The organism is Curtobacterium sp. VKM Ac-2865, from assembly GCF_015350905.1.
GTDB lineage: Bacteria > Actinomycetota > Actinomycetes > Actinomycetales > Microbacteriaceae > Curtobacterium.
In genome coordinates this window covers 27,560-45,076 of record NZ_JADKRZ010000002.1, presented here as the reverse complement: position 1 = coordinate 45,076, position 17,517 = coordinate 27,560, and the positions used below count along the sequence as shown (strand labels likewise).

The following is a 17,517-nucleotide window of genomic DNA, read 5'->3' as shown; positions in this document are numbered from 1 at the left end:
CGTCGGGTTCCGGATGGAACATGCTAACGCGGGAGCCACGATGCGCATTCCGGCTGTGGAGGACTTGCTGACCGTTCCTCCACAGGATCACAGTTACGGCACGAATCACACAGGGAACACGTTGGAAACACGGGTGTCACAAAAAGCCCATAGGTTCCTCGGCATCCGAACGAGAGGCTCTTCCGTGGGATCCACAACTCCTGCGGGGCCGGTGCTGTTGCGCCGGTTCCGCCCCGGTGCGCCAGGTCGTCGCCGACTGGTGCTCGTCGTCGTGCTCGTCGCGGCCTTCCTGGCGACCTTCCTGATCGACTGGGCGGTGACGATCCCCGCCCAGGGCGCCACCCCCGCAGCGACGGCGAGCGCCAGCTCGGCCCCGTCGTCGAACCAGCCCTGCACCGTGAGCACGTCGAACGGCTGCATCCAGGGCACGATCCTCGACAGCAAGCGGGAGCCCGCCGCGGGTGTGGACGTCGACGTGGCAGGGCCCGCGGGCTTCGCGGCGACGTCCACCACGTCCGCGCAGGGCCGCTGGGCCGTGAGCGTGCCGGCAGCCGGCCAGTACTCGGTCACCGTCGACCAGGACACGCTGCCCAAGGGCCAGTTCCTGACGAACGCCGCCGACGCCAAGCGCACGGTGCAGGCGAACCTCAACGCGAACGCCGGACAGATCTTCCAGCTGTCCGACCAGCAGGGCGCCACCACGTCGGACGCCGGCACGAGCGTCACGGCAGCACGGGCGTGGCAGCAGTTCGTGTCGGGCATCCGGCTCGGGCTGCTCATCGCCCTGGCGTCGATCGGCCTCTCGCTGATCTACGGCACGACCGGCCTGTCGAGCTTCTCCCACGGCGAGCAGGTGACCCTCGGTGGCCTGCTCGCGTACACGTTCGCGAACCAGCTCCACATGAACATCTGGGTCGCGGGGGTGATCGTCGTCATCATCTGCGCGGCGAGCGGGTACCTGCAGGACATGGTGATCTGGAGTCCGCTCCGCCGCCGACGCATCAGCCTCACGCAGCTGATGATCGTCACCATCGGGCTCTCGATCGCGGCGCAGTACGCGTTCCAGTACTTCTTCGGCGCCTCGACCGTCCGCATCCAGCAGAGCAACCCCCAGACGGTGACGTTCGCCGGGGTGACCCTGACCGTGCAGTCGTACGTGGCGATGGGCATCGCGCTCGTGGTGCTCATCCTGACGGGGCTGTTCCTCGCGAAGACCCGCTTCGGCCGGGCCACCCGCGCGGTGTCGGACAACCCGGCCCTGGCCTCGGCCTCCGGGATCGACGTCGACCGGGTGATCCGCTTCGTGTGGACGCTCGCCGCCGGCCTCGCCGGGCTGTCGGGTGTGATGCTCGGCCTCGTGCTCAACGGCGTCAACTGGCAGACCGGCCTGCAGCTGCTCCTGCTCATGTTCGCGGCGGTGACGCTCGGTGGCCTCGGTACCGCCTACGGCGCCCTCGTCGGGTCGATGATCATCGGCGTCGTCGTCGAGCTCACGAACCTCGTGCTGCCCGGTGACTTCAAGTACGCCACCGCCCTCGTCATCCTCATCCTCATCCTGTTGTTCCGGCCGCAGGGCATCTTCGGCCGCGCCGAGCGGATCGGCTAAGGGAGCGCCGCCATGGACTACATCCTCAACCTCCTCAGTTCTCTGACGCAGGAGGCCCTCGCGCCCACGACGGCCGCGTTCGCGCTCGCCGCCATCGGGCTGAACGTGCACTTCGGGCTCACCGGACTCGTCAACATGGGCCAGGCGGCGTTCCTGCTGCTCGGTGCCTACGGGTTCGCCATCTCGATCACGAACGGCCTGCCCCTCGGGATGGCCGTCCTCGTCGCCCTGCTGGTGTCGATCGTCTTCGCGATCATCCTCGGCATCCCGACCCTCCGGCTCCGCGGCGACTACCTGGCGATCGTGACGATCTCCGGTGCGGAGATCATCCGGATGGTCGGACGCTCGAGTCTGCTGACCACGACCACGGGCGGCTCGAACGGCATCACCGGCTCGAGCTACCGCGACCCGTTCAACGCCCTGAGCTTCCTGCCAGACGGCACCACCACGATCCTGTGGTTCACGTACTCCAACAACGGCGTCAACGGCTGGTGGATCCGCATCGTCGGCTGGGGCCTCGTCGCCCTGTTCACGCTGGTGCTGTTCCTGCTCATGCGCAGCCCGTGGGGTCGCGTCGTGAAGGCCATCCGCGAGGACGAGGACGCCGTGCGTTCGCTCGGCAAGAGCGTCTACTCGTACAAGATGCAGGCCCTCGTCTTCGGTGGTGCGCTCGGAGCACTCGCCGGGATCATCTACGTCATCCCGAGTTCGGTGCAGCCGGACGCGATGGGGCGTTCGATGACGTTCTTCATCTGGACGGCACTCATCCTCGGCGGGGCGGCGACGGTCTTCGGCCCGGTGCTCGGCGCCGTGCTGTTCTTCGTCGTCCGGCTCGGCATCCGCACCATCGCCGGGGACTTCATCCCGAACTCGATCATGAACGCGCAGCAAGCGGAGCAGTTCTCCTACGTGCTCGTCGGCGTCGCGCTCATGCTCCTCATCGTGTTCCGCCCACAGGGACTCCTCGGCAACAAGAAGGAGCTGACGTTCAGTGTCTGATCCGCATGCACCCGCGACCACGGTGTCGCACACGCCCGGGGCGTCCAAGCCCGACGCCATCCTGACGGTCGACAACATCAGCCGGAAGTTCGGCGGCATGACCGCGGTCGACGTCGACCACCTCGAGGTCCAGCGCGGCTCCATCACGGCGCTGATCGGCCCGAACGGCGCCGGCAAGACCACGTTCTTCAACCTGCTCACCGGCTTCGACAAACCGACGAGCGGGAAAGAGGCCCGCTGGCAGTTCAACGGCGCGACGCTCGGCAACACCGGCGCCGCGAAGGTCGCCCGCGCCGGCATGGTCCGCACGTTCCAGCTGACCAAGGCGCTGTCCCGCCTCACCGTGATGCAGAACATGCTCCTCGGCGCGAAGGACCAGCCGGGCGAGAACTTCTTCGCCGCGCTCATCCGGCCGCTGTGGTCCAAGCGCGAGAAGGAGATCACGGCGAAGGCCGAGGACCTGCTCGCACGCTTCAAGCTCCTCGAGAAGAAAGATGACTACGCGGGCTCGCTCTCGGGCGGCCAGCGGAAGCTCCTCGAGATGGCACGGGCACTCATGTCCGACCCGATGATGATCATGCTCGACGAGCCGATGGCCGGGGTGAACCCCGCGCTGACCCAGTCGCTCCTCGGGCACATCCAGTCCCTGCGCGACGACGGCATGACCGTGCTGTTCGTCGAGCACGACATGCACATGGTCCGGCACATCTCGGACTGGGTCGTCGTGATGGCCGAGGGCCGCGTCGTCGCCGAGGGCCCTGCCACGACCGTCATGGACGACCAGGCCGTCATCGACGCCTACCTGGGCGCACACCACGACACGGACCTGGGCGACGACTCGCTCCTCACCGAGGAGACCTACGAGGAACTCGCCGGAGAGGTCGCCGAGGAAGCGCACGGTGACCACGGCACCGCCTCCGGCACGACCGACCGCACCACAGCAGACGCGGCCGACGCCGCCGACGACGGGAAGGCCACCCGATGACCGACGCGACCAACGGGTCCCACGCGACGAGCGGGGCGGACGCGGGGCGAGCCTCCAGTCCGGCAGCAGCATCCGGCACCGCGACCCTGGAACCGGTGATGCGTGCCAGCGGGCTCGTCGCCGGGTACCTGCCGGGCGTCAACATCCTCAACGGCTGCGACCTGGAGTGCTACCCGGGCGAGCTGATCGGGATCATCGGCCCGAACGGAGCCGGCAAGTCCACGCTGCTCAAGGCCCTCTTCGGCCTGGTCTCGGTCCGCGACGGTTCGGTGACCCTCGAGGGCGAGGACATCACGAACATGAAGGCCAACAAGCTCGTGCAGGCCGGCGTCGGGTTCGTGCCGCAGTCGAACAATGTGTTCCCCTCGCTCTCTATCGAGGAGAACCTGCAGATGGGGATCTACCTCCGGCCGAAGAAGTTCGCCGAGCGGCTCGAGGTCATCTACGACCTGTTCCCCGTCCTCGGTGAGCGGAAGGGCCAGCGCGCCGGATCGCTGTCCGGTGGTGAGCGGCAGTCGGTCGCCATGGCCAGGGCACTGATGATGGACCCGAAGGTGCTGCTGCTCGACGAGCCGAGCGCCGGACTGTCCCCGGTGCGCCAGGACGAGACCTTCATCCGCACTCGTCGCATCAACAAGGCGGGGGTCTCGATCATCATGGTCGAGCAGAACGCGCGGCGCTGTCTCCAGATCTGCGATCGTGGGTACGTGCTCGACCAGGGTCGGAACGCGTACTCGGGCACCGGGCGGGAGCTCGCCGACGACCCCAAGGTCATCGAGCTCTACCTCGGGACGCTCGCCAAGGACGTCGACGCCGCTCGGTGAGCGGAGTCGACGTCGGCCGCACTCACTGAGCGTGGCCGACATCGCCGGTGCCGCTGTGGGGGCGGTACCGGCACGAGAGGGGTCGTGCGAAGTCGCGTCAGCGCCGCACGGCCCCTTTCCCTCGTTCCGGGCGAGACCCTCTCCCAGGGCGAGGCCCTCGTTCCGGGCGAGGCCCCGACCGGTCACGAATCCCGGCTCACGTCCGCCGAGTGGTCACGATCGGTCGGCTCGGGGGCACGAAGCCGACGGACGGCGACCGGTGGGCGCGAGACCGGCGGGGTGTCGTGACCACGCGGCGCGGCGCAGAACCGCACGGCCTGGAGGCTCGGCTCGCCCCCGCCGAGCAGGTAGCGTTCCGCAGGTGGACCGGGTCTCGAGCATCGCGATGGACATCCTCGTGTGGGTGGTCTTCGCGGTGCTCTTCATTGGGGCGGCACTGCTCGTGAAGGTCGCCGCGGCGCTGCTCGTCGTGCTCGTCGTGCTGGCGCTCGGGCTCGGCCTGACGCTGCGCATGCTCCGTCGGAAGCGCCGCCGCCCGCGCTGAGCCGTCCCGCGGCCGCCCCCTCGCACCGTGCGCCGTCTCCCGGCCGGTGCCTCGTTGCGCAGACGGTGCGAGCCCGTGCCCGCGCACGGAGTGGTCAACCTCGCACCACGCCCGCGCCCGCGCCCGCGCACCGCGCACCGCGCCCGCGACACCCGCCCGGGCACGCCCACCCCTGCGCCCGCTAGGCTTGCCGGGTGAGTGAAGTCGAGATCGGTGCAGGCAAGCGCGGACGTCGGGCGTACGCGTTCGACGACATCGCAGTGGTCCCCTCGCGGCGCACCCGCGACCCGCAGGACGTCAGCGTCCAGTGGTCGATCGACGCCTTCACGTTCGAGGCCCCCATCCTCGCGGCGCCGATGGACTCCGTGTCCTCGCCCGCGACGGTGATCCAGATGGGGCGGCTCGGCATCCTCGGCGTGCTCGACCTCGAGGGCCTCTGGACCCGGTACGAAGACCCCGAGCCCTACTACGCCGAGATCCGCGCACTCACCGACGGCAACGTCACGAAGCGCATGCAGGAGATCTACGCCGAGCCGGTCAAGGCCGAGCTGATCACCGCGCGCCTGGCCGAGATCCGTGCCGCCGGTGTCCCGGTCGCCGGTTCGCTCAGCCCGCAGCGCACGCAGGAGTTCTCGAAGACGGTCGTCGACGCCGGTGTCGACCTGTTCGTCATCCGCGGCACCACGGTCTCCGCCGAGCACGTCTCGCAGAACACCGAGCCGCTCAACCTCAAGAAGTTCATCTACGAGCTCGACGTCCCCGTGATCGTCGGCGGTGCCTCGACCTACACGGCCGCGCTGCACCTGATGCGCACCGGTGCTGCTGGCGTCCTCGTGGGCTTCGGCGGCGGCGCGGCGTCGACCACGCGCGCCGCGCTCGGCATCCACGCGCCGATGGCGACCGCGGTGGCCGACATCGCCGGTGCCCGCCGCGACTACATGGACGAGTCCGGTGGCCGCTACGTGCACGTCATCGCCGACGGCGGCCTCGACACCGCCGGCGACGTCGTCAAGGCGATCGCGATGGGCGCCGACGCCGTCATGCTCGGCACCGTGCTCGCCCGTGCCTCCGAGGCCCCCGGCGGCGGCTTCCACTGGGGCGCCGAAGCTCACCACCCGGAGCTGCCCCGCGGCCGCCGGGTCGAGGTCGGCACGATCGCCCCGCTCGAGGACGTCCTCAACGGCCCCACGCCGACGTGGGACGGCCGCGCGAACATCGTCGGCGCCCTGCGTCGTTCGATGGCGACGACCGGGTACTCCGACGTCAAGGAGTTCCAGCGAGTAGAAGTGGTCGTGGCGCCGTACCACCGCTGACGGCGGTGCGCCCGGTCCTCCGGGTGACGCCCGGCGCCTGAGCAGAGCACATGTGCGCTCCGGAGCGGGGCGGCGGGTGCTCCTGAGCACAGCACGCGAGTGCGCGGAGGCGACCATGGCAGCGACGGTCTCAGGCAAGAAGGCACCGACAGGTGCGTTCGGCACGGCGGGGTTCGACCCGCGTGCGAAGCTCGGCCCGGACGAACGGGCGGCGGCCATCGAGACGCTGAAGACGAAGGAGCTCGACGTCCTGGTCATCGGCGGCGGGATCGTCGGTGGCGGCAGCGCCCTCGACGCCGTGACCCGTGGTCTCAGCGTCGGCATCGTCGAGGCGCGCGACTGGGGCTCTGGCACCTCGAGCCGGTCGTCGAAGCTCGTGCACGGCGGCATCCGCTACCTCGAGCAGCTCAACTTCGCCCTGGTGCGCGAAGCCCTCATCGAACGCGGCCTGCTGCTGCAGCGCATCGCCCCGCACCTGGTGAAGCCCGTCCGCTTCCTCTACCCGCTCAACCACCGCGTGTGGGAGCGCTTCTACATCGGGATCGGCATGGCGATGTACGACGCCTTCAGCTGGTCCGGCGGTCGTCCTCCCGGCGTCCCGCACCACCGGCACCTCAGCCGCACGCAGGTGCTGAAGTCGATGCCGTCCCTCAAGAAGGACGCCTTCGTCGGCGGCATGACCTACTACGACGCGCAGGTCGACGACGCCCGCTACGTGTCCTCGCTCGTCCGGACGGCTGCGGCCTACGGTGCGCACGCCGCAGCGCGGGTCCGGATCGAGGGCTTCATCAAGGTCGGGGAGCGCGTCGTCGGTGCCCACGCGCACGACATCCAGACGGGGGAGAAGTTCGACATCCGGGCCAAGCAGGTCGTCAACGCGACCGGCGTCTGGACTGACGACACCCAGGCGATGGTCGGAACCCGCGGGCAGTTCAAGGTCCGGGCGTCCAAGGGCGTGCACCTCGTCATCCCGCGCGACCGCTTCCAGTCGAACATGGGCATGATCCTGCGCACCGAGAAGAGCGTGCTGTTCGTGATCCCGTGGGGCCGGCACTGGCTGGTCGGCACGACGGACACCGACTGGTACCTCGACAAGGCGCACCCCGCGGCCACCGCGGCGGACATCGACTACATCCTCGAGCACGTCAACACGGTCCTGCGGACCCCGCTGACGCGTGAGGACGTCGAGGGCGTCTACGCCGGCCTCCGCCCGCTGCTCGCCGGTGAGTCCGACCAGACCTCGAAGCTCAGCCGCGAGCACGTCGTCACCCACACCGCGCCCGGCCTGGTCGTCGTCGCCGGTGGCAAGTGGACGACCTACCGCGTGATGGGCAAGGACGCCATCGACGAGGCCGTCGCCGCGATGGACGGCACGATCCCGGCGTCCACCACGCAGGACATCCCGCTGCTCGGCGCCGAGGGCTACCCGGCCGCGTGGAACAAGCGCGGTCGCACCGCTCGCTCGTTCGGCCTGCACAAGGTCCGCATCGAGCACCTGCTGAACCGGTACGGCACGCTGACCACCGAGGTGCTGCAGCTCGTGAAGGAGGACCCGGCGCTCGCCGAGGCCCTGCCAGGAGCCGACGACTACATCGGGGCCGAGGTCGTCTACGCGGCCTCGCACGAGGGCGCCCTGCACCTGGAGGACGTCCTCGCCCGCCGCACCCGCATCTCGATCGAGGCCTGGGACCGCGGTGAGTCCGCTGCCCCCGTCGCCGCACGGCTGATGGCCGGCGTGCTCGGCTGGGACCAGGAGCAGACCGAGGCCGAGGTCGCCAACTACCGCAAGCGCGTCGCGGCCGAGCGCGAGTCGCAGCTCCAGCCCGACGACGAGGCCGCCGACCGCGTGCGCCTCGAGGCGCCGGACATCGCCTTCGGCTTCGACGAGGACGACGTCGTGCCCGGCGGCGGCCGCAGCGACGGCGCCGAGGGCGCCAAGGCGTCCGACGAGCAGGTCATCGGCGAGAAGACGAGCGAACCGCAGTAGACCCGGCCCCGGTCGGACGCGACGCGCGTCGATGAAGGGAGCCGCGCCTCCAGGCTGGTGCCGCCGGTCTGGAGGCGCGACCCGCGTCCGTCAGGCGACCAATGTCGTCGACGTGGCTCGGAGGGCACGGCGCCGCTCGCCGAACACGAGCACCACTGGGATCGCGACCAGCGCGACCCCACTGGTGACGAAGAGGACACCGGCCCAGACGGTGTGGGCGCCGCCGCTGACGCCGTAGCCGTCGGCGACGTCCATGCCGAGCTGGAAGCCGGCGACGAAGAACGGGAACGCGCCCGCGGCGATGATCCCGAGCATCCAGGCGATGACGAAGTGCGGCTCCACGCGCTTGCGCACCGTCACCGTCGCGACCACGATCGCCAGGACGACGCCGATGGACGCGGTGACGAGGACGGCGACGACGTCACCGTGGACGTCGAACCCCTGCCGTTCGAGGTGTGCGTGGATCGCGCCGAGCGAGGTGCCGGGAACCGCCGCGAGCGGATCCAGCACGAGTTGCTGCAGTGCCAGCAGCGCCGCGTACAGCGTCACGACGAGCACCCCGACGACGGCCACGACGATCCGAGTGCTCCCCATCCACAGAACAGTAGACGGCATCCACAGAACGGCAGACGGCGGAATGGACGGACCCCTTCGGTGGTTAGCATGGGAGTCCTGGGAAAGGGAGCCATCATGGTCGACGTTCATCGCGTCAAACTCCCCGGAGTCGGCGTACTGCACAGCTTCTACACCGACGACGGTGGCAAGTGCGGGGTCATCACGCACCGGTCGGGTCACTCCGACCTCATCTCCTTCGCCGACGTCTCGGACGGCGCCGACAAGTCGGAGAAGGTCTCGCTGCGCCTGAGCGACGACGAGGCCCACACGCTCGCCGAGCTCCTCGGCGGCACCCGCATCACGGAGGGCCTCGACAAGCTCGACGAGATCCCCGGCCTGTCCATCGACTGGTTCTCCGTCGACTACGAGGACGCCATCGCCGGCAAGCCGCTCGGTGACCTGCACGACTCTGGCTTCATCGGCCTCACCGTCGTCGCGGTCGTCCGTGGCGACAGCGCGAACCCCGCCCCCTCGGCCGACTTCGTCGTCTTCCCCGGCGACACCATCGTCGTGGCCGGTTCCCCCGAGAAGGTCACCAAGGCCTTCTCCTTCTACCGCAGCGGTGAGCTCGCGGCGGCTGCTGCTGCCGAGGCGCCGCCCGGAAGGTAACCGGCATGCACCTCGGCGGTGAGCTGCTCACCATCGGGACCCTGTTCCTCATCGCCTACGTCCTCGGACGCCTCGGCAAGCTGATCGGCCTGCCGGCGATCCCGATCTACATGGTCGTCGGCCTCATCGCGAGCCCGCACACGCCGTGGATCGGGCTGAGCGTCGAGTCGCACACGATCGAGCTGATCGCGACCTTCGGCCTGATCCTGCTGCTGTTCAACCTCGGGCTCGAGTTCGACCAAGAGGAGTTCTACGGCAACGCCGGCAAGCTCCTGGTCTCCGGCGGCACGTACGTCGCGATCAACATGGCCGTCGGCTTCGCGTTCGGGTTCTCGCTCGGCTGGGGCACCCGCGAAGCCCTGGTGATCGCGGGCATGACGGCGACCTCGTCGAGCGCCATCGTCACGAAGCTCCTCATCGAGCTGCGGCGGCTCGCCAACGACGAGACCCCGATGATCCTCGGTGTCACCGTGATCGAGGACGTCTTCATCGCGATCTACCTCGCGATCGTCTCCGTCGTGCTGTCCGGCGACACGAACATCTGGGGTGTGATCGGCAAGCTCGCGCTGGCGTTCGGCTTCCTCATCGTGATGTTCAGCCTGGCGCGGTGGGGCGGCAAGCAGGTCTCGAAGCTCTTCGCCACCCGTGACGACGAGCTCTTCACCGTGCTGTTCTTCGGCCTCGCCGTGCTGTTCGGCGGCATCGGCGACCTGCTCGGCGTGACCGACGCCATCGGGGCGTTCGTGATCGGCCTGCTCTGCGGTGCGACGCGCTACCGCGACCGCATCGAGCAGCTCGCGCTCCCGATGCGTGACGTCTTCGCGGCGTTCTTCTTCGTCAACTTCGGCCTCGGGCTCGACATCGCGACGTTCGGCGACGTGCTCTGGCCGGTGCTCGCCGCGATCGGCATGACCGTCGTGCTGAACGCCGTCGCAGGTCAGCTCGTCGCCCGGATGAACGGCTTCAACGTCCAGCAGGGCATCAACACGGCCGTCATCCTGGTGAACCGTGGCGAGTTCGCGCTGATCCTCGCGACGCTCTCGGCTGCCGCCGGGCTAGAGGGCCGGATCACCGCGTTCGCGGGCCTGTACGTCCTCATCATGGCCGTCCTGGGTCCGGTGCTCGCCATCAACTCGGACCGGATCGGCCGCCTCGTGATCCGTCCTGCGCGGGTCCGCAAGCTGCGGGGGCGCGAGCGCGCCGCCGCCGAGGCCGCGGCCGTCCGCAAGGCCGAACGGGACCGCCGCTTCGCGGAGGAGATCGCCCTCGTGGAGGCGGCTGGCAGGGACGAGCGGGAGAATGGGCAACCGACGGCGACGCCCGAGCCCGAGACCGTGAGCACTGGGACGTCGTCGATCGAGACCCCCGCCGAGCGCCCCGAACGCTCAGCCCGTCCGCGTGACCCGGAGTACTGATACAGATGTGGGCAGTCGCCCGACGACCGAGGTGGATCGCGCTGCTGGTGCTCGCGCTGGTCCTCGCTGCGGTGTTCGCCTTCCTCGGCAAGTGGCAGCTCGAGCGCAGCATCGAGAACGGCAAGCCGCTGCCGGCCACCACGGAGACCCGGAAGGTGCTCTCCGACGTCTCGAAGCCCGAGCGCGGTGTCGGCGACAGCCTGGCCGGCCAGCGGGTGACCGTCACCGGCCGCTTCGTCGCCGGTGACACGACGGTGTTGACCGGCCGCAGCGGGGGTGGTCGCTACCAGACCGTGGGACACATGGTCGACACGACCACGGGGGCGAGCCTCCCGGTCGTCATCGGGTGGTCCGACCAGCGGTCGGCCGCCGTCGCCGGTGGTGACCGCCTGGCGGACGGCGCGACCGTCACCGTGCAGGGCCGGTACTACCCGTCGGAGTCCCCGGACCAGGACGCCTTCCAACGGGACGAGTACTCCGCGGTCGCTCCTGCCCGGTTCGTGAACACGTGGAAGGCGTTCGACGACCGGATGTACGGCGGGTACGTCGTCGCTGACGGCACCACCGCCTCCGCAGCCGACCTCGGCACCGTCGCCGACCGGGCGCCCACGCGCGAGGTCCAGTTCGACTGGCTCAACCTGTTCTACGCGGTCGAGTGGGTCGTCTTCGCCGGCTTCGCCGTGTTCCTGTGGTGGCGCTTCGTCAAGGACACCTGGGAGCGAGAAGAGGACGAGCGTCAGCAGGCCGACCTCGCCCCATCCGGCCTGACCACCGAGCGACGATAGGCTTCCCACATGGCTCTGACCGTCCGTACCCGCGACGTCCCCAAGATCCCGGGGGCCGTCCGGTTCTACCGCGTCTCCGCGTACGTCACCGGCGTGCTGCTGCTCGCCCTGGTCGTCGAGGTGGTCATCAAGTACACGCCGATCCAGCGCGAGATGCAGCTCGGCGGCGGAGCGTTCTTCGTGCCGAACGGCACCGCGGGCGAAGCCCCTGGCACCTTCAACCTGTCGATCGCGATCCTCATCGCACACGGCTGGCTGTACGTCGTGTACCTGTTCGCCGACTTCCGCCTGTGGAGCATCATGCGCTGGCGGCCGTCGCGCTTCCTGCTCATCGCGCTCGGCGGTGTCATCCCGTTCATGTCCTTCGTGGTCGAGCACCGCATGCAGCAGGCCGCCATGACCACCTACCACGAGCTGACCGCTGCCCAGCAGCGTGAGAAAGAGAGCGCTCGGTGAGCGAGACCGACCAGCGTCCCGTCCTCGTCGTCGACTTCGGTGCGCAGTACGCGCAGCTGATCGCACGACGCGTCCGCGAGGCCAACGTCTACAGCGAGATCGTCCCCCACTCGATGTCGGCGGAGGAGATCCGCGCGAAGGACCCCGCAGCGATCGTGCTGTCCGGTGGTCCGTCGTCCGTGTACGAGGACGGCGCCCCGGCACTCGACGGCGCGATCCTCGAGCTCGGCGTCCCCGTGCTCGGCATCTGCTACGGCTTCCAGGCCATGGCGACCGCCCTGGGTGGCACGGTCGCGAACACCGGGCTCCGCGAGTACGGCGCCACCGCGGTCGACGTGACCGGCACCGACTCGGTGCTGCTCGGTGGCCAGCCTGAGTCCCAGACCACGTGGATGTCGCACGGCGACTCGGTGTCCGAAGCACCCGAGGGCTTCGAGGTCCTCGCGTCGAGTTCCTCGACCCCGGTGGCGGCCTTCGCGTCGGACGAGCGCAAGCTCTACGGCGTGCAGTGGCACCCCGAGGTCAAGCACTCCGCGTTCGGGCAGGCCGTGCTGGAGAACTTCCTGCACCGCGCCGCCGGGCTGCCGGGTGACTGGAACTCCGCGAACGTGATCGACGAGCAGGTCGCCCGGATCCGCGCGCAGGTCGGTTCTGCCCGCGTCATCGCCGGGCTGTCCGGTGGTGTCGACTCCGCCGTGGCCGCAGCCCTGGTGCACAAGGCCGTGGGCGACCAGCTCACGTGCGTGTTCGTCGACCACGGGCTGCTCCGCGCAGACGAGCGCAAGCAGGTGGAAGAGGACTACGTCGCCTCCACCGGTGTCCGACTCATCACGGTCGACGCCGAGCAGCAGTTCCTCGACGCCCTCGCCGGTGTCAGCGACCCCGAGCAGAAGCGCAAGATCATCGGGCGCGAGTTCATCCGCACGTTCGAGGCGGCGGCAGAGGCCCTCGTGCTCGAGGCGAAGGCCGAGTCCTCCGACGACGGTTCCGGCCAGGTCGAGTTCCTCGTGCAGGGCACGCTCTACCCCGACGTGGTCGAGTCCGGCGGCGGTGCCGGCACCGCGAACATCAAGTCGCACCACAACGTCGGCGGTCTGCCCGAGGACATGACGTTCAAGCTCGTCGAGCCGCTGCGCACCCTGTTCAAGGACGAGGTCCGTGCGGTCGGCCGCGAGCTCGGGCTGCCCGAGGTCATCGTCGGCCGCCAGCCGTTCCCCGGGCCCGGGCTCGGCATCCGCATCGTGGGTTCCGTCGACAAGGAGCGCCTGGAGATCCTGCGTGCCGCTGACGCCATCGCGCGTGCGGAGCTCTCCGCTGCGGGCCTGGACGACGAGATCTGGCAGTGCCCGGTCGTGCTGCTCGCTGACGTCCGCTCCGTGGGCGTGCAGGGTGACGGCCGTACCTACGGGCACCCGATCGTGCTCCGTCCCGTGTCGTCCGAGGACGCCATGACCGCCGACTGGACCCGCCTGCCGTACGACGTGCTCGCGAAGATCTCGAACCGCATCACGAACGAGGTGCGCGACGTGAACCGCGTCGTGCTCGACGTCACGTCGAAGCCGCCGGGGACGATCGAGTGGGAGTGAGTCTCCCGTCCTGAGGGGGTCCGGCGCGCAGGCGTCAGGCCCCTTCGTCGTTCGGGGGGTCCTGCGTCCTGGTCTCCCGCGGCCGCGGAGCCCCTCGCTGAGATCGCACTTCGTGTCGGCTCCGCGCATGCGGCGCCGACACCAAGTGCGATCTCACCGGGTGGGGAATAGGGCGGGGCGGGCGCGGGGCGCGCAAGCGGGCCGGGAACGACGAAGGGCCCCGGCGTGTGCCGGGGCCCTTCGCGTGTGCGTGCTAGTTGCGGGAGCTGCTCGCGATGATGGCGAGGATGCGCAGGATCTCGAGGTAGAGCCACACGAGCGTCACGATGAGCCCGAACGCGGCGGTCCACCCGTAGATGCGCGGGGCGCCGCGCTGGACGCCGGTCTTGATCTGGTCGAAGTCGAGGACCAGCGAGTACGCGGCCATCAGGACCACGAAGATCCCGATCAGGACGCCCCACGGGATGCCGAACAGGAAGCTCGGCTGGCCCATGATTCCGAACGGGGTCTGCACGATGCCGGTGGCGCTCAGCACGAGGTTGATGAGCTGGAACACCATGTAGCCGACGATCGCGATCAGGAAGAAGCGCGTCGCCTTCGGGGTGGCGCGGACCTTGCCGGATGCGAACAGCGCCAGCGTGATGCCGAAGACGCCGAGCGTGCCGAAGACGGCCTGCGGGACGATGCCACCGAACGCCTGCTGGTAGTAGCCGGAGATGCCACCGACGAACAGGCCTTCGAAGAACGCGTACGCGAGGACCAGCCCGGCGGACGGCTTCTTCTTGAAGGTGTTCACCAGCGCCAGGACGAACCCGATGATCGCGCCCGCGATCCAGACGATCGGGGGGAGGTTCCACCCGGCCACGGCGCCGACGACGAGCACGCCGAACGCCATGAGCGTCTTGACGATGGTGTCCTCGTACGACATGCGGTCCGTGTCGACGGTGTTCGCCGCCGGACGGTCGTACATGTACTGCAGCTGCTCGGGCGTCATGCCGGCGGACTGCTGCGGCGTCGCGCCCCAGCGGTTCTGCTGCTGCGAGCCGGCGCTCCAAGCGTTCCGGCCCGCGTCGTTGAAGGCGGGGGACTGATCGAAACCGGGCTTGAAAGCCATGGTGTCCTCGTGATTCCTCTGGTCGGATCGTGAGCGGGAACGACGGATGCGTTCCTTCGCGTCCTCTCAGCCTAGGTGTGCGGCGCAACGAAAGGCTGAGGATTCGCGGCAAGCGGACGGCGGTGCTGCTGCCGTCGGGAGCACTCTACGGGCGCGTGCTGCGGGACCCCCTCGCGATCGACGAGAGTTCGCCGAGAGCACTGTAACCACCGCTGACGCGGCAGGGGTTGACACGAGTAAACCCGGGCGCGACGATGGGACCTGCAACGACGCACACCCGCCAGCAAGGAGCCAGCATGACGTTCACCCTCGGCATGGTCGGAGCAGGCCAGTTCTCCAGCCACTTCGCCACCCTCTTCGAGAAGCACCCGGGCATCTCCGCGGTCTACGCCACCGACGTGCTCCCCGAGCGCGCGGAGCAGCTCGTCGAGGAACTCCACCTCGCCGGCACGTTCCCGTCGTTCGAGGACATGCTCGCCAGCCCGGACGTCGACGCCGTCGCGATCTTCACGCAGCGCTGGACGCACGGCCCGCTCGTGCTGCAGGCCCTCCGTGCCGGCAAGCACGTGTACTCGGCCGTCCCGATGGCCACGGCGCTGACGGAGATCGAGTCGATCATCGCGGCGGTCGAGGAAACGGGTCTGACCTACATGATGGGCGAGACCAGTCAGTACAACCCGGCGACGGTGTTCGCGCGCCAGAAGGCCGAGCAGGGCGCCTTCGGCCGGGTCTTCTACGCCGAGGGCGACTACGTCCACGACATGGACCTCGGCTTCTACGACGCCTACAAGTACAGCGGCGGCGACGAGTGGAAGGCCACGGCCAGCTACCCGCCCATGTGGTACCCGACGCACGCGATCGGCGGCGTCCTCGGAGCGTTCCCGCGGTACGCCACGAGCGTCAGCTGCATCGGTGTCCACGACGACCGCGGCGACGGGGTCTTCGACACCGAGGTCAGCATGTTCGACAACGACTTCTCGAACATGACCGCGCTGTTCGAGCTCGACGGCGGCGGGTCCATGCGCATCAACGAGTTCCGTCGCGTGGGCTTCCCCTCGTTCATCCGCGAGAGCCGCTTCCGCTGGTTCGGCACGGACGGCAGCTTCGAGCAGCTCGTGACCAACTCCGTCTGGCAGGACCGCGAGGGCGTGACCGACGTGTCCGATCAGCTCGAGAACCGTCCGACGATGGAGGACGACGACCCGCGCCTGGCCGACGTGTCCCCGGCGCTCCGCAGCTCGTTCGTCTCCGGGCACGCGCCCGTGCACGACGCCCTCACCGACCGCCTCCCCGCCGAGTTCGACTTCGCGCCGAACGGGCACGAGGGCTCCCACCAGCTCCTCGTCGACGACTTCGTCCGCGCCGTGAACGACGGCGTGCTGCCGCCGGTCAACGCCTGGCAGGCCTCGCGGTACACGCTGCCCGGCCTGGTCGCGCTCGAGTCCGCCCGTCGTGACGGCGAGCGGCTCCCCATCCCCGACCAGGGTGACGCGCCCGTGGCCGTCGGGGAAGCCCTCCCGGCGGCGCACCGGGTGTCATGATCAGGGCGTGAGCGAAGCACCGGAGCGGCCGACCCGCAAGCCGACCCGGCGCGACGTCGCCCGGCTCGCCGGGGTCTCGGACGCGGTGGTGAGCTACGCCCTCAACGGTGGAGCACCCGTCGCCCCGGACACCCGGCGCCGGGTGCTCGCCGCGGTGGCCGAGCTCGGCTACCGGCCCAACCAGGCCGCGCGGGCGCTCCGCTCGGGGTCGGCTCGCACCCTGGTGCTCGCGGTCCCCGACCGGGACGACCCCGTCTTCGCCAACCCGTTCTTCGCCGAGTACGCCGCGGCCATCGAGTCGGCAGCACGCGAGCGCGGGTACGCCCTGTACTCCACGGCGACGAGCTTCGAGCCCGACGGCCTCCGAGCCCGGTTCGAGGAGTTCGCCGCGCGGATGGTCGACGGCGTGCTCGTGCTCTCGAGCGGCACGGCCGACCCGGCAGCGATCGACCCGGTCGGCCTGCCGTGGGTGGACCTCAACGCCCCCGGGCCACGCGACGGAGTCGCCAGTGTCGGCACCGACCTCCGCGCCGGCGCTGAACGAGCCACCGAGCACCTGCTCGACCACGGGCGGACGAGGGTGGCCTTCGTCGGTCAGCTCGACGACCGAGAACCCCGCCACCGCGGATGGCGAGCGGCGTGCACGAGCCGGGGCGTGCCTCCAGGCCGGGTGTACGACGGCGGGTACACACGGGACGGTGGCTACGTGTCCGGACTGCGGATCGCCGACGAGGACGACCGACCCGACGCGGTCTTCGCGGCGTCGGACCGGACCGCCGTCGGTGTGCTCCGCGCCTTCCACGAGCGCGGCGTGCGCGTCCCCGAGGACGTCGCCGTCGTCGCGTTCGACGGTTCCTGGGAGGCCGAGTACACCTGGCCGCCGCTGACGACGGTCCGGCAGCCGATCGAGGCGATGGCCGATGCGGCTGTCGCACGCGTGCTCGACCTCGCCGGGCAGCGCCGTCACGGGCTCTACGAGGCAGAACTGATCGTCCGCGCATCGTGCGGACGGCACTGAGCCTTCACGGGCAGTCACCCCCCCCGTTGAGGGGTAGAACGATAGGGTATCGGGTGCTCGATCGCAAGACTGCACCTCGCGTCGATTCCTCGCTACGGTGGGTGTGTTGGTCAGTGCAAC

The 17,517-nt window shown here is 69.6% G+C and carries 16 protein-coding genes; 14 read left to right on the top strand and 2 right to left on the bottom strand.

Annotation, left to right across the window (positions count from 1 at the left end):
- The first annotated feature begins 184 nt into the window (after positions 1 to 184).
- The 7 genes from ITJ54_RS05190 to ITJ54_RS05160 all read left to right on the top strand — a co-directional run bounded on the left by ITJ54_RS05190 (position 185) and on the right by ITJ54_RS05160 (position 8,258).
- Positions 185 to 1,606, top strand: coding sequence for a branched-chain amino acid ABC transporter permease (locus ITJ54_RS05190; protein WP_323741603.1), 1,422 nt, complete (start codon positions 185 to 187; stop codon positions 1,604 to 1,606).
- Between the two features lie 12 nt (positions 1,607 to 1,618).
- Positions 1,619 to 2,605, top strand: coding sequence for a branched-chain amino acid ABC transporter permease (locus tag ITJ54_RS05185; RefSeq protein WP_194626320.1), 987 nt, complete (start codon positions 1,619 to 1,621; stop codon positions 2,603 to 2,605).
- The gene (locus ITJ54_RS05180; RefSeq protein WP_323741602.1) at positions 2,598 to 3,590 is read left to right on the top strand and encodes an ABC transporter ATP-binding protein; all 993 of its coding nucleotides are present in this window, start codon (positions 2,598 to 2,600) and stop codon (positions 3,588 to 3,590) included. The genes ITJ54_RS05185 and ITJ54_RS05180 overlap by 8 nt, the downstream gene beginning before the upstream one ends.
- Positions 3,587 to 4,414 carry an ABC transporter ATP-binding protein gene (locus ITJ54_RS05175; RefSeq protein WP_194626318.1) on the top strand — a complete coding sequence of 276 codons (828 nt, stop codon included), beginning with the start codon at positions 3,587 to 3,589 and terminating at the stop codon, positions 4,412 to 4,414. Before ITJ54_RS05180 ends, ITJ54_RS05175 begins: the two co-directional genes overlap by 4 nt.
- Positions 4,415 to 4,775: 361 nt before the next feature.
- Positions 4,776 to 4,958 (top strand): hypothetical protein, encoded by a 183-nt coding sequence (locus tag ITJ54_RS05170; protein ID WP_194626316.1) that lies wholly within the window; start codon positions 4,776 to 4,778, stop codon positions 4,956 to 4,958.
- 194 nt (positions 4,959 to 5,152) lie between these two features.
- On the top strand, positions 5,153 to 6,271 hold the full coding sequence (locus tag ITJ54_RS05165) for a GuaB3 family IMP dehydrogenase-related protein (protein ID WP_071276610.1): 1,119 nt from the start codon (positions 5,153 to 5,155) through the stop codon (positions 6,269 to 6,271).
- A gap of 115 nt (positions 6,272 to 6,386) precedes the next feature.
- A complete protein-coding gene (locus ITJ54_RS05160; RefSeq protein ID WP_194626314.1) occupies positions 6,387 to 8,258 on the top strand; it encodes a glycerol-3-phosphate dehydrogenase/oxidase in 1,872 nt (623 codons plus the stop codon).
- Between the two features lie 90 nt (positions 8,259 to 8,348).
- Here ITJ54_RS05160 and ITJ54_RS05155 read toward each other — a convergent pair whose 3' ends face one another.
- Entirely contained in the window at positions 8,349 to 8,852 is a 504-nt protein-coding gene (locus ITJ54_RS05155) for a hypothetical protein (RefSeq protein ID WP_194626312.1), read from the bottom strand.
- Between the two features lie 96 nt (positions 8,853 to 8,948).
- On the opposite strand from ITJ54_RS05155, the gene ITJ54_RS05150 reads away from it, so the two are divergent.
- The 5 genes from ITJ54_RS05150 to guaA are packed head-to-tail and all read left to right on the top strand — an operon-like array spanning position 8,949 to position 13,724.
- Positions 8,949 to 9,482, top strand: a complete 534-nt coding sequence (locus tag ITJ54_RS05150; protein WP_071276606.1) for a cation:proton antiporter regulatory subunit — start codon at positions 8,949 to 8,951, stop codon at positions 9,480 to 9,482.
- A gap of 5 nt (positions 9,483 to 9,487) precedes the next feature.
- On the top strand, positions 9,488 to 10,897 hold the full coding sequence (locus tag ITJ54_RS05145) for a cation:proton antiporter (RefSeq protein WP_194626310.1): 1,410 nt from the start codon (positions 9,488 to 9,490) through the stop codon (positions 10,895 to 10,897).
- Positions 10,898 to 10,944: 47 nt separating this feature from the next.
- The gene (locus ITJ54_RS05140) at positions 10,945 to 11,682 is read left to right on the top strand and encodes an SURF1 family cytochrome oxidase biogenesis protein (protein WP_194626308.1); all 738 of its coding nucleotides are present in this window, start codon (positions 10,945 to 10,947) and stop codon (positions 11,680 to 11,682) included.
- A 9-nt stretch (positions 11,683 to 11,691) separates the two neighbouring features.
- Entirely contained in the window at positions 11,692 to 12,138 is a 447-nt protein-coding gene (locus ITJ54_RS05135) for a DUF3817 domain-containing protein (protein WP_194626306.1), read from the top strand.
- Complete coding sequence (gene guaA, locus ITJ54_RS05130; protein WP_194626304.1) at positions 12,135 to 13,724, top strand: glutamine-hydrolyzing GMP synthase; 1,590 nt, start codon at positions 12,135 to 12,137, stop codon at positions 13,722 to 13,724. The genes ITJ54_RS05135 and guaA overlap by 4 nt, the downstream gene beginning before the upstream one ends.
- Positions 13,725 to 13,977: 253 nt before the next feature.
- Here guaA and ITJ54_RS05125 read toward each other — a convergent pair whose 3' ends face one another.
- Positions 13,978 to 14,838: a Bax inhibitor-1/YccA family membrane protein gene (locus tag ITJ54_RS05125; protein ID WP_194626302.1), complete on the bottom strand. Its 861-nt coding sequence runs from the start codon at positions 14,836 to 14,838 to the stop codon at positions 13,978 to 13,980.
- Between the two features lie 296 nt (positions 14,839 to 15,134).
- Between ITJ54_RS05125 and ITJ54_RS05120 the strand changes: the two genes are divergently transcribed.
- Positions 15,135 to 16,379: a Gfo/Idh/MocA family protein gene (locus ITJ54_RS05120; protein WP_194626300.1), complete on the top strand. Its 1,245-nt coding sequence runs from the start codon at positions 15,135 to 15,137 to the stop codon at positions 16,377 to 16,379.
- A 7-nt stretch (positions 16,380 to 16,386) separates the two neighbouring features.
- On the top strand, positions 16,387 to 17,397 hold the full coding sequence (locus ITJ54_RS05115) for a LacI family DNA-binding transcriptional regulator (protein ID WP_194626298.1): 1,011 nt from the start codon (positions 16,387 to 16,389) through the stop codon (positions 17,395 to 17,397).
- The last annotated feature ends 120 nt before the right edge of the window (positions 17,398 to 17,517 follow it).

Coding starts and splice junctions, on each gene's coding strand:
- ITJ54_RS05185 (WP_194626320.1), top strand. CDS start 1,619: ATGGACTACATCCTCAACCTCCTCAGTTCTCTGACGCAGGAGGCCCTC.
- ITJ54_RS05160 (WP_194626314.1), top strand. CDS start 6,387: ATGGCAGCGACGGTCTCAGGCAAGAAGGCACCGACAGGTGCGTTCGGC.
- ITJ54_RS05145 (WP_194626310.1), top strand. CDS start 9,488: ATGCACCTCGGCGGTGAGCTGCTCACCATCGGGACCCTGTTCCTCATC.
- ITJ54_RS05155 (WP_194626312.1), bottom strand. CDS start 8,852: ATGGGGAGCACTCGGATCGTCGTGGCCGTCGTCGGGGTGCTCGTCGTG.
- ITJ54_RS05150 (WP_071276606.1), top strand. CDS start 8,949: ATGGTCGACGTTCATCGCGTCAAACTCCCCGGAGTCGGCGTACTGCAC.
- ITJ54_RS05125 (WP_194626302.1), bottom strand. CDS start 14,838: ATGGCTTTCAAGCCCGGTTTCGATCAGTCCCCCGCCTTCAACGACGCG.
- ITJ54_RS05120 (WP_194626300.1), top strand. CDS start 15,135: ATGACGTTCACCCTCGGCATGGTCGGAGCAGGCCAGTTCTCCAGCCAC.
- ITJ54_RS05175 (WP_194626318.1), top strand. CDS start 3,587: ATGACCGACGCGACCAACGGGTCCCACGCGACGAGCGGGGCGGACGCG.
- ITJ54_RS05135 (WP_194626306.1), top strand. CDS start 11,692: ATGGCTCTGACCGTCCGTACCCGCGACGTCCCCAAGATCCCGGGGGCC.